At 37.5% G+C, this 11,102-nt stretch carries 15 protein-coding genes; 3 read left to right on the forward strand and 12 right to left on the reverse strand.

The genetic code is table 11. The features are described from left to right. Positions 1–100: 100 nt before the first annotated feature. The 6 genes from Q0625_RS03285 to Q0625_RS03310 form a co-directional block, all read right to left on the reverse strand. Positions 101–394 (reverse strand): hypothetical protein, encoded by a 294-nt coding sequence (locus tag Q0625_RS03285; RefSeq protein ID WP_298823467.1) that lies wholly within the window; start codon positions 392–394, stop codon positions 101–103. A 311-nt stretch (positions 395–705) separates the two neighbouring features. Further along, positions 706–1,071, reverse strand: coding sequence for a hypothetical protein (locus Q0625_RS03290; RefSeq protein ID WP_298823468.1), 366 nt, complete (start codon positions 1,069–1,071; stop codon positions 706–708). A gap of 295 nt (positions 1,072–1,366) precedes the next feature. Next, positions 1,367–1,801, reverse strand: a complete 435-nt coding sequence (locus Q0625_RS03295; RefSeq protein ID WP_298823469.1) for a hypothetical protein — start codon at positions 1,799–1,801, stop codon at positions 1,367–1,369. Positions 1,802–1,811: 10 nt separating this feature from the next. Next, the gene (locus Q0625_RS03300) at positions 1,812–2,009 is read right to left on the reverse strand and encodes a hypothetical protein (protein ID WP_298823470.1); all 198 of its coding nucleotides are present in this window, start codon (positions 2,007–2,009) and stop codon (positions 1,812–1,814) included. Positions 2,010–2,065: 56 nt separating this feature from the next. Beyond that, positions 2,066–2,464 carry a hypothetical protein gene (locus Q0625_RS03305; protein ID WP_298823471.1) on the reverse strand — a complete coding sequence of 133 codons (399 nt, stop codon included), beginning with the start codon at positions 2,462–2,464 and terminating at the stop codon, positions 2,066–2,068. Positions 2,465–2,694: 230 nt separating this feature from the next. Further along, positions 2,695–3,333 (reverse strand): hypothetical protein, encoded by a 639-nt coding sequence (locus Q0625_RS03310; RefSeq protein WP_298823472.1) that lies wholly within the window; start codon positions 3,331–3,333, stop codon positions 2,695–2,697. A 171-nt stretch (positions 3,334–3,504) separates the two neighbouring features. Between Q0625_RS03310 and Q0625_RS03315 the strand changes: the two genes are divergently transcribed. From Q0625_RS03315 to hemW, 3 genes are read left to right on the forward strand one after another with little or no spacing between them, the layout of a single operon-like run. Further along, the gene (locus Q0625_RS03315) at positions 3,505–4,467 is read left to right on the forward strand and encodes a type I phosphomannose isomerase catalytic subunit (protein ID WP_298823473.1); all 963 of its coding nucleotides are present in this window, start codon (positions 3,505–3,507) and stop codon (positions 4,465–4,467) included. A gap of 17 nt (positions 4,468–4,484) precedes the next feature. Then, positions 4,485–5,030, forward strand: a complete 546-nt coding sequence (gene ruvC, locus Q0625_RS03320; RefSeq protein WP_298823481.1) for a crossover junction endodeoxyribonuclease RuvC — start codon at positions 4,485–4,487, stop codon at positions 5,028–5,030. Positions 5,031–5,041: 11 nt separating this feature from the next. Then, the gene (gene hemW / locus Q0625_RS03325) at positions 5,042–6,175 is read left to right on the forward strand and encodes a radical SAM family heme chaperone HemW (RefSeq protein WP_298823474.1); all 1,134 of its coding nucleotides are present in this window, start codon (positions 5,042–5,044) and stop codon (positions 6,173–6,175) included. 2 nt (positions 6,176–6,177) lie between these two features. Here hemW and Q0625_RS03330 read toward each other — a convergent pair whose 3' ends face one another. The 6 genes from Q0625_RS03330 to Q0625_RS03355 all read right to left on the reverse strand — a co-directional run. Further along, positions 6,178–7,206: a DUF3078 domain-containing protein gene (locus tag Q0625_RS03330; protein WP_298823475.1), complete on the reverse strand. Its 1,029-nt coding sequence runs from the start codon at positions 7,204–7,206 to the stop codon at positions 6,178–6,180. Positions 7,207–7,263: 57 nt separating this feature from the next. Beyond that, entirely contained in the window at positions 7,264–7,863 is a 600-nt protein-coding gene (locus Q0625_RS03335; RefSeq protein ID WP_298823476.1) for a DUF5683 domain-containing protein, read from the reverse strand. Continuing rightward, positions 7,853–8,776, reverse strand: coding sequence for a ParB/RepB/Spo0J family partition protein (locus tag Q0625_RS03340; protein ID WP_298823477.1), 924 nt, complete (start codon positions 8,774–8,776; stop codon positions 7,853–7,855). Before Q0625_RS03340 ends, Q0625_RS03335 begins: the two co-directional genes overlap by 11 nt. A gap of 1 nt (position 8,777) precedes the next feature. Beyond that, the gene (locus tag Q0625_RS03345; RefSeq protein WP_298823478.1) at positions 8,778–9,548 is read right to left on the reverse strand and encodes an AAA family ATPase; all 771 of its coding nucleotides are present in this window, start codon (positions 9,546–9,548) and stop codon (positions 8,778–8,780) included. Between the two features lie 133 nt (positions 9,549–9,681). Beyond that, positions 9,682–10,434, reverse strand: a complete 753-nt coding sequence (gene fabG / locus Q0625_RS03350; protein WP_298823479.1) for a 3-oxoacyl-[acyl-carrier-protein] reductase — start codon at positions 10,432–10,434, stop codon at positions 9,682–9,684. Positions 10,435–10,462: 28 nt separating this feature from the next. Further along, positions 10,463–11,102: carboxypeptidase regulatory-like domain-containing protein (locus tag Q0625_RS03355; protein WP_298823480.1), on the reverse strand; the 640-nt coding region annotated here is incomplete at its 5' end.

Consider the following 11,102-nt stretch of genomic DNA (forward strand, 5'->3'; position numbering starts at 1 on the left):
TTATCAAGTTACTGTACAATATGAAAAAAGGTGTAAAACACTGAAATATAACCTACTAATAAAAATTATTTTTCAAGGTATTAGGTAACGATTTAGAAACCTAATTTTGAAAAAGCCTGTCCAAATCATCTAAGACTCTGTCTTCTCTTATCTTCCTATCAAAAAAATAATCCTCTTTGTATGAGTTAATTACATTATTTTTTGTAGTTTTGCATTTTAAATTCAATTTTAAAGGAAAAATATAATAATCTCCGTATATAACATCCAAGCAATAAAAACCATCACTGGCAATTTCTTTTTTTAAAATATACTGTATATATGTTTGCTCAGCCCCATCCAATGAGAGTTTAAATATTTTCTCTTTTTTTCGAATGCTTCTGTTCCATATATACATCTTTTTTCTTTACAAGAAAAAACACTACTTAATATCCCCATAACAATAACTATTTTAATGATTTTATATGTAATATTTTTCATTTCTAACTTTATTATGGTGTTTAAATTTGATTGAAAAGCATGTAATTCTGTTTCAGGAATTTCTTGATACTCTTATATTTCCTTTTAGAGTCGTAGCAGACATATTTAGGATACGGATTACTCATATACTCCAATCTCACAAATTATCCTTTGGAGGAGGTATAAATGATTAATTTTTAATTTATTACAAAGATGATTGCTTGTACAACTTACGAAACTTGGGGGTATTTATTTCTTAAAAGAAACAATATCTTTCTCTTTTAACCATATAGACTCATTACAATTAGTTATTTTTCCTGTATTGGCATTTATCCAAATACCAAAAACGGCTACCTTTTGCATAACTAAATTCTGAAAAGAATATACATAATGATTATCAATAATTAAGGTGGGAGAAAGAAGAGTTTCATCATAATCTAGGTCCTTAATTTCTTTTCTATCATATAAATATTTGACATATAGGTCATTTGCTTCTTTAATGCTAATTCTATATTTTTTTTCTTGAACAATTTCTGGAGAACATGGAAAAACTTTATGATTTTCCAAGTAATTTTCACTTTGATTACAACCAAATAGTAATGTAATAAGTGACATATTAAAAATTATTTCTCGCATTTTAAAAATCTTTAGCTTCTTGTTTAATTATATTTATAACAGCCCGTTGATTTTTATGTTGTTTGGATGTGCTAATGAATTCTTTCAAATCACTCAAAAGACCATTTGGTTTTTGAGTTACTTTCCCTATCCATTTTTATTCCTTTAAAAAAGGAAATGCTTCTTGTATTGCAATTTTCACTGTAGTAGTACATTACTTCCCCAAAAGTATCCAGACACTATAATTCCCCAAGTTTTAATATTTTTCTTTCTGTCTTTTAGTACAATATTTTCTTTAAAGTTTTTCGCCATTATAAGAAGTTAGCCAAATATTTGGGTCAGTATGAAAATTTTGGTCTTTATTGACTTCAACATAATTAACTTCCCCTGTATTTGCATTAACCCAAATACCTATACAATTAAAAATACCAATTTTATGAATATATGTTACTGTTGAAAATATGTAATAATCTTCGTAAACATAGAATAGAGGATATCCTTCCTTTGATTTAAGTTTTATCCTATCTTGATTTTCTGAAGCGTAACTTAAGTGTATTTGATAAGCTTCTTCTAGCTTTATATTTTTTGTAGATTCCCATTCTTGAAATTCTCGTGAATATTCATTATAAGGTATAGCTTTATTTTTATCTATTTCCATTTTAAGACTCTTATAATTTTTGCAATTGAATAAAAACATTACTAATATTAAATATTTAATACGAATTTTCATTGTTATTTGTTTATGATAAATCTTTCAATACTGTTTTCTCTGCTAGCTTCCCTTTTTTAGTTCCAGCCGTATGTCTTAGTTTAGATCTTTTTAGATGTTTTAAAAAAGATTTAGGTGTACAAATTACCCAAAAAGGTAACTTTTTAATAAGTTTCGCTTCAAGTAAAGATTTATAAACTGTTGATGTACAATGTTCTCCATTTTCCATTATATTCACCGAATAGATACCTAAATTTCTATTGAATTTAACTTTATATAGTTCCCTTAAAAAGGATATGCATTTTCTTTCTCCGTATAGGGTTTATATGCCCTAATTCTTATATCTTCTAAGACATACTTAGCTTTACCAGTGGTGGCATCTACCCAAATTCCCTTTATAGAAGCATTAGGCATTTTAGGTAAAAAATAAGAAGTAAATACATAGTAATTATCTACTATAAAAAATGTATACATTTCAGGTGCTTTATTATTTTTTAATGCAAATTCCTCTTGTATTTTACTTGCTTCCATTGGTTTAATTACTGAATTATTTATAAATAATTCTGCTTCTTTTGTATCATATAGTATAACTTTATGATTTTCCAAAAATTTTTCTTCTTTACTTTTACATCCTAATAAAGAAAATATTGAACTAAATATTAACATAAATATTATTTTTTTCATTGGAAAATATTTTTAAGGTTGCCAATCATTAGCCTCTTCTTTTATCTTGGTTATTTTTACTCTTTCGTTTTTGTGTTGCCTTGATGTACTTATAAAACTTTCAAGCTGGTTTAATAATCCATCTGGCGCTTGGATAATATCTCCTATCCAATTTATCCCTTTATAAAAAGAAAAGGAAATGCTTCTTGGATAGCTATTTTTACAGTAGTCCCAAATTCTCTCAAGTGATTTTAGTTCTTTTCTTTCATGTAAAACTTACCTTTGCTCAAGGAAGCTTCATCAAAGAAACGAATGTCCTTTATCTCAATACGATATATGATATTATAGGGTGCCTCAGGTGGATTATAGGATAGTATAGAAAATACTACTTTCTTGTGTGTCTGTGGATTCTGATAAATATAGTTACTCCTTTTGGTATCCTTGAATTGGAAAATAGGATCATAGAAAATACGCCCCAACTTCTCTGTCAGCTCAGGAAAAGAGATAGGATATATAGCCTTTTCATAGCTCACTTTTCCTGCTTTGATACTATAGGGACTATAAAGGAATAAGTCTAAGGTGTACGCGCGCTCAGCTGCTCTTTTATAAGATATTAGCTTGGTATTATTATATTTTTCCTTATCCAGATCTATATAAGCTACTTTTTCTTGGGTAAATCCTGCAAAGCTGCTTTTCTTTTCTTCAAGGAGAAGATATTTCTTTTCAGGGGATATACTTTGAAAAATAGCATATATCTTTTCCTCTGAAGGCTCTTCTTGGGTTACCTGTTGGCAGAAATCAAGTAATATCTCTATCAACTCTTTAGAATTCTGTGCTCTTAGAGGGAGACAGATATACAAAAATAAAAGTATCCATATTCCTTTTTTCATTTTATACAGCTTTTCTATAAAGTACAAAGATAAAATTTATCTTTTTATTTACAACCAAACTACTTATGATTAACAAATAAATAACAAAAATAGCCAATATATAGAACACTCCTAAGGCTGCTTGTAATTCTAAAAAAAATTGTACTTTTGTGCTTTCAAATTTTGATACAAATGAAGCTATATCCACTTACTTTTGATCCTATCTTTAAGGAACGTATTTGGGGAGGGGAAAAACTCCAAACAGAACTCCATAAGCCTATCCATCAGCCTCTTATAGGGGAGAGTTGGGAAGTCTCTACAGTGAAAGACAATGTTTCTGTCATTAGCAATGGAACGCTGAAAGGTACTTCCTTACAAGCGCTCATTGAGCAAGCACCTGAAGCACTCTTGGGAAGTGCTGTATATAAGCGATTTGGAACTGACTTTCCGCTGCTCATCAAGTTTATCGATGCGGCTCAAGACCTTTCCATACAAGTACACCCTGATGATGCTTTGGCCAAAGCCCGCCATAACTCTTTTGGAAAGACGGAAATGTGGTATATCATGGAAGCAGACCCCAATGCTTCTATCATCATTGGGTTCAATAGGAACGTTAGCAAGGAAGAATACCAATCCCATCTGGAAAATAAGACCCTTAGCCAACTACTTAACTATGAAAAAGTAAGCCATGGGGATATGTTCTTTATTCCTGCGGGGAAAATCCATGCCATAGGCGCAGGGGTATTGTTGGCTGAAATCCAACAGACCAGTGACATTACCTATCGTGTGTATGACTTTGACCGCAAGGACAAACATGGCAATTACCGAGAGCTACACACAGAGCTTGCCCTAGATGCTATTGATTTTGAGCGAAAAGATGATTTTCGTAAATCCTATTCTTCGACAGAAAACACAGTAAATCCTGCTGTGGCATCGCCCTATTTTACTACGGATTATCTGAAGATTACTCAAGAAACGCCTTTGACCCTTTCAGGGGACTCTTTCCATATATATATAGGCGTAGCGGGCAAGGGAAGCCTACAATACGGAGATATGGAATTACCCTTGGAAAAAGGGCAAACTCTATTGGTACCTGCCTCATGTAAGGAGATTCGCCTTAAGGGGAAAGTAGAGGTATTACAAGTATCTTGTTAAAAGAGATAAAAGTGGTTATAGAAAAAATCATCTTAGGGGTAGACCCTGGTACAACAGTTATGGGCTTTGGTATCATAGAGGTAGTGAAGAACCAAATGCGTTTTGTTCAGATGAATGAACTCTTACTGAGCAAGTACGACAATCACTACCTAAAGCTCAAGCATATATTCGAGCGTACTACCGAACTTATAGACACCTACCACCCTGACGAGTTGGCTATTGAAGCTCCCTTTTTCGGAAAGAATGTGCAATCCATGCTCAAGCTAGGACGTGCCCAAGGAGTGGCTATGGCGGCGGGATTGGCAAGGGACTTACCCATTACAGAATACGAACCTAAGAAGGTGAAAATGGCCATCACTGGCAATGGTAATGCCTCCAAGGAACAAGTAGCCAAGATGTTGCAACAGTTGCTTCGGTTTAAGGAACTACCCTCTCACCTTGATGCTACCGATGGACTGGCGGTAGCTGTCTGCCACTTCTTCAATGGTGGAAAGGCTGAAAAGCAACAAAGTTATTCCTCTTGGGAGGCTTTTGTCAAGCAAAACGAAAACAGAATTTCTTAGCCATCTTAGCTATGTATAGCCTTTATATTCATATTCCTTTTTGCCGACAGGCCTGCCATTATTGTGATTTCCACTTCTCCACGACCCTAAAGCGCAAGGGAGAGATGGTCAAAGCCTTATGCAAGGAATTGGAACTGAGAAAAACTGAGGCTACCACTCCCCTACAAACGATCTATTTGGGCGGAGGCACCCCTTCTGTATTGACTTTTGCAGAACTAAGTGAGCTATTTGCGACTATCCACCGGCATTATCGTATAAATCATGGCGCAGAGATTACCATAGAGGTCAATCCTGATGATTTTTCTCGTTCAGATAGTGAGCTTTCCTTAACCCAGTTAAAAGAATTGGGTATCAATAGGCTCAGTGTAGGGATACAATCTTTCTTTGAAGAAGACCTACGACTGATGAATCGGGCACATAGCGCCCAGCAAGCAAGTGCCTTCTTAGAAAAAGCAGTACCCTTATTTGCCAATACTACTATAGACCTTATCTACGGGATTCCACATATGACTCAGGAGCGCTGGCTCACCAATATAGAACGGGCTCTCTCCTTCAAAATACCTCATCTCTCGGCTTATGCTCTTACGGTAGAGCCCCGAACCGCCTTGTACCAATTTATCAAAAAAGGAAAGATTCCTCCCACTGATGATGCACAAGCCAACACACACTTTTACTTACTAAAGGAGCGCTTAGAGCAGGAGGGGTTTATACATTATGAGCTTTCTAATTTTGGAAAAGAAGGATTTTTTAGCCAAAACAATACTGCCTATTGGGAGCAAAAGCACTATATGGGGATAGGCCCTTCAGCTCATAGCTACAATGGTTATGCACGCATGTGGAATATAGCCCACAATATAAAATATATAGAACAAATATCACAAGGTATACTCCCTCAAGAGAGAGAAATACTCACGAAGAAAGATCTCTATAATGAGCGTATTATGACTGGGCTTAGGATACAAAAAGGGATTTCCCTTGAGCATATCCGAGAGGATTTTGGAGGCAGCTATTTGAATTACTTAAAACAACAGGCCTTTCCCTATATAGAGAAAGGCTTGTTGAAAAACCAAGAGAACCATCTTGTGACCACCGAAGCTGGTATGTTCCTCTCCGATGGGATTGCCTCTGATTTGTTTATGTTATAGGTTTAGAAGGTATATTTGATACCTACCCCCAATATTTGTTTGAACTGTACACGAGGACTATACAAGCGTTTGGATCCGTTGGGGAGCGTCTCTTCTTTGAATTTGATATTATCATCATACTTGAGATGAGTTCCTACACGTGCTTGTAAGAAGTTGTTGATCTTCATATCTACAGCTAACTGCCAATCTATATCTATATTACCGAAACTCTTGTCATACTGGGTATATAGAGAGATTTGGTTGGTCATATTGACATTTTCATAAAGCTCCATCTCATGCTTACCAGAAACTAAGAAACCCACTTCAGTAACACTACGTTTGGAGTGTTTGATAAGATTTCCTGCATTGTCATATTCGGCCATAGGCAGACCAAAAGAACCCTTATCAGCCAAGTTTTGATCCATTACAAAGGTAGATTTCAAGGTAAGCGGAGAGACAAAGAGGGCTGCTTTGCCATCCTCAGGTGCATACTCCGCACCAATACCTATATAGAGATAACCTGGCGCCATAAAGCGGGAGATAGGTTCGTCATCGGGTTCTCTTGGATAGTCATACCCATCACTGAATTGAGTATTGAAAGTCAACTTAGCTGAATAATACCAATCCCTAAAGCCTGTACGATAACCATAGGAAGAGGTAAAGGAAACTTGGTCATCAGTTTTCCTAAGACTTTCCCCCTTTTGGGAGTTAATTCCATAGTTGGCTACCAGTTCGTTATCCCAGAAAAAGTTCTTCACTAAGTAGCGACGGCGGAATTTTACATCGGCAAGGAAAGTAATGCTATTAATCCCCCCTGCATTCCAATTGGAGTAAGCCACCTCGCTCATGTTAAGCCCTATAGCATTGTACTTATACCAGCGTTCATTCTGAAGTTTTATCTTCTCAAAGGTATAACTAAGTTCATTCTTACTGAAGTCCACTGTTTTTATTTGAATAACAGGTGGCATAATCCTTGGACGAACTTTCCTTACTTGTGCCTGTAATGGCAAGGCAAACGAAAGAATAATGATACTGAGTAGTAACTTCTTCATCTTTTATAATTGTTAATTATTAATTGTCAATTGTTAGTAGTGGTTAGTCACTAGTCACTATCTAAGTTTATAAGTCAGTGAGAGACCTATACAGGGACTATTATTAAAGTAATTCTGATACATAAAAGGCTCTAAGGAAAGGTTTTCATCTACATTGAATTGTTTCAAATGAGCATCTACATTGGCTTCTATGATATTCAAGGCGTAGAAGCCTATGGCAAAGAGCATCGCCATTTCCTTATTTCTTCGGTAAAGATTCTGTGCACGACGAAGCGCATCGGTACTCAGGCGTGGTACTCCTTCCTGTCCACCTGGGTAAAACTCATCATCAGTACGACCATCCAAGCGGCTTTTGTACGCTGTACGATAGCGGTCAAGCTCTTTATCGTTAGCTATATACAGATAAGTAGGAATACCTATGGCAAGATATACAATAGGAATCTTCCAATAACTCTTGTTGTACGCCTGCCCCAACCCCGGTAAAATGGCCGAATAGAAAGCGGCACGTGCTGGAGAGAGCGGATCGGTATTCCATGTAGGGGTTACCGACTCTGCAACCACTAAGGGACCTTTGTCCCTAACAGATAATGTATCGGATTGCGACCAAACCTTAGTGGAGAAAAGAGTTATTATCAGTATGTACAAACTAAGCCTCACCGTGTAGAATTTTTTGTATGCGTTCTAATTCTGCTTCTGTTTGGAAAGGAATTTCTATTTTCCCCTTACCTGTTTTATCTATTTTCACAGCAAAGTGTTTCCCAAAGCGCTGACGTAATCCTTCGAGGCGCTCTGCCACAAAAGAAGGAAGAGGTGCTGCCGCTTCCTTACCTTTAGGTTCTTGCTTGGGAGGAATTACCGCTACCTTTTGTGGGTTCTTGAGTTGTTGTACAGCTTGCTCTGTATCACGTACGGAAAGATCTTGGGCAACAATTCGGTTATATAGTTCCAATTGTTGCTCTTTATCCTCAATATTGATAAGTGCACGTCCGTGCCCCATGGAGATAAAGCCATCACGAATCCCCGTTTGTATAATAGGATCCAACTTCAAAAGGCGTAGATAGTTAGTAATGGTAGAACGTTTCTTGCCTACCCTTTCACTCATTTGCTCTTGGGTAAGGTTGAGTTCCTCAATCATACGATTATAACTTAGAGCCACCTCAATAGGGTCTAAGTCCTGTCGCTGGATATTCTCCACCAATGCCATCATGAGCGATTCCTCGTCATTGGCAATACGTATGAAGGCGGGGATAGTAGTCAGTCCCGCCATTTTGGACGCTCTCCAACGGCGTTCCCCTGAAATTAGTTCATACTTCTGGGTGTCAATTTTTCTAACTGTAATAGGTTGAATGACTCCCAGTTCCTTGATAGAGGAAGCCAATTCGCTGAGAGCTTCCTCACTGAAAACGGTACGAGGCTGATAGGGGTTTTCTGTAATCTGGTCTAAGGGAAGTTCCAGTACATTGCCTATGAGCTTATCCGCATTAGTATCGGAAGCAGATTGAATATCTTCAGAAGGGAGCAAGGCACCTAAGCCTCGTCCCAATCGTTGTCCTTTATTTAATTTTCCCATACTATGCTTTCGTATTCTTTTTAATAATTTCTTCTGCTAAGCTGATATAGTTGGCCGCTCCCTTGCTGGCTGCATCATAACTGATGATGGTTTCCCCGAAGCTAGGCGCCTCACTAAGGCGTATATTTCGCTGAATAATGGTTTCAAAAACCATCTCACTGAAATGTTTCTGCACCTCTTCCACCACTTGGTTGGAGAGTCTTAGGCGTGCATCGTACATTGTAAGGAGCAGTCCTTCTATATCCAAGGCAGGGTTATGGATCTTCTGTACGCTCTTAATTGTATTGAGGAGCTTGCCCAATCCCTCGAGTGCAAAATACTCACATTGGATAGGAATAATCACCGAGTCGGCAGCAGTAAGTGCGTTAAGAGTGAGCAATCCCAATGAGGGAGCGCAATCTATAATAATATAGTCATATCTATCTTTGATAGGAGCGAGTGCCTCCTTGAGCATATACTCACGGCGAGGCTTATCCACTAATTCTATCTCAATAGCCACCAAATCAATATGAGCAGCGATAAGGTCTAAGTTAGGAGAATTGGTAGGCACGATAGTTGCTTCGGCCTCCGCAGAATGTTCCAAGACCTCGTAGGTTCCTCGCTCCACTCCTTCCACCTCTATTCCGAGACCAGAAGTAGCATTGGCCTGAGGGTCGGCATCTATAAGAAGTACCTTTTTTTCCAAAACCCCTAAGGCAGCCGCTAAATTAATGGAAGAGGTAGTCTTTCCGACTCCTCCTTTTTGGTTGGCTACAGCTATGATTTTGCCCATAATATCTTGTTATTTTTTCAGAGGGTAAAAGTACGGCTATTTTTGCGATTGTCAAAACAAAGTTATTAACAATATTCGTTAAAAAAACATTTGCAGTTACTTAGTTATTTATAACTGCAAATGTCTTTATTTCTTAGGCGGTGATCATACCTCCGTCAATACGAAGTACTTGTCCGGTGATATAAGAACTCATGTCAGATGCCAAGAAAACGCAAGCATTGGCGATATCTTCAACTGTTCCACCACGCTTAAGAGGAATAGAATCGCGCCAACCTTGTACCACTTCAGGGGCTAGCTTCGCAGTCATTTCAGTCTCTATGAAGCCAGGGGCAATGGCATTGCAACGGATATTGCGTGAACCTAACTCCAAGGCTACGGACTTGGTAAAGCCCAATATACCTGCCTTAGAAGCGGCATAGTTAGCCTGACCTGCATTCCCCTGTACCCCTACTACACTACTCATATTGATAATATTACCTGAGCGTTGTTTGAGGAATACTTTTTGTACTGCCTTGGTCATATTGAAAATAGACTTAAGGTTTACAGCAATCACCTTGTCAAAATCCGCTTCACTCATACGCATGAGCAGGTTGTCTTTGGTAATTCCGGCATTGTTAACCAATATATCAATTCCTCCAAAGTCCTCCAACACTTGGTTCACTAACGCTTCACAAGCCTCAAAGTCAGCCGCATTGCTCTGATAAGATTTTATTTTAACTCCTTTGTTTTTGAGTTCTTGTATCTCTGCTTCAGCTTCTTCAGGCGCTGTTCCATAGAAAGTAAAAGCTACATTGGCTCCTTGTTCTACGAAAGCCTTCACAATACCGGCTCCTATACCGCGGCTACCACCGGTAACAATCGCGGTCTTTCCTTTTAGTAAATTCATTTTTTTATATTTTATTATTTATTTGTCGTTAGTTGATTTTCTTAAGGCTAAAGAAATATTTATCAAAATCCTCTGCATGATATTTCCCTCTTATTTTTGGGTGATTCATTTCTATTTGTACGATACTATCCGAAAGAAACTCATATTGTCCATAATAGGTCGTATCTTTGGTCATTTGGTCATCCAGATATTCTAAGAAGCACAATTCTCCTTTATCAAAAAGCATTTTGGTTGCCACAGAGTATGCTCTCTGCTGGTTGTAATATACTACTTCTTTTATACTATCAAACATTTTCCACCTATCATTTACCCTGAGTGTGGAAGGAATATCTCCTGTGTCTGTACAAAGAAAGCCCATAAGCTGCCCATCCTCTGTATAGACGATTTGTCTTTCCACATTCTCCAATACATCCCTTAAGGTTATCTTCTGATCTATTTCTTTTAGGTAAATATCATGAGCTTCCCAAACAGTTCCTTTGGGAGCAGCACCTCCGAAAGGATCTCTCATAACAATAGCATCAGGCTCATATCCTTCTTTTTTGACTTCCAAATGTATATGTACAGCAGGTGCTTCAAAACCAATAAAAGTAAATTCGTGATACCTCCGCTCAGGAAGTCTGAAATACCCTTGCTTATCGGTCATGACCTCTCCTACTTGGCAGTGTTCA

This window comes from uncultured Capnocytophaga sp. (assembly GCF_938029845.1).
Lineage (GTDB): Bacteria > Bacteroidota > Bacteroidia > Flavobacteriales > Flavobacteriaceae > Capnocytophaga.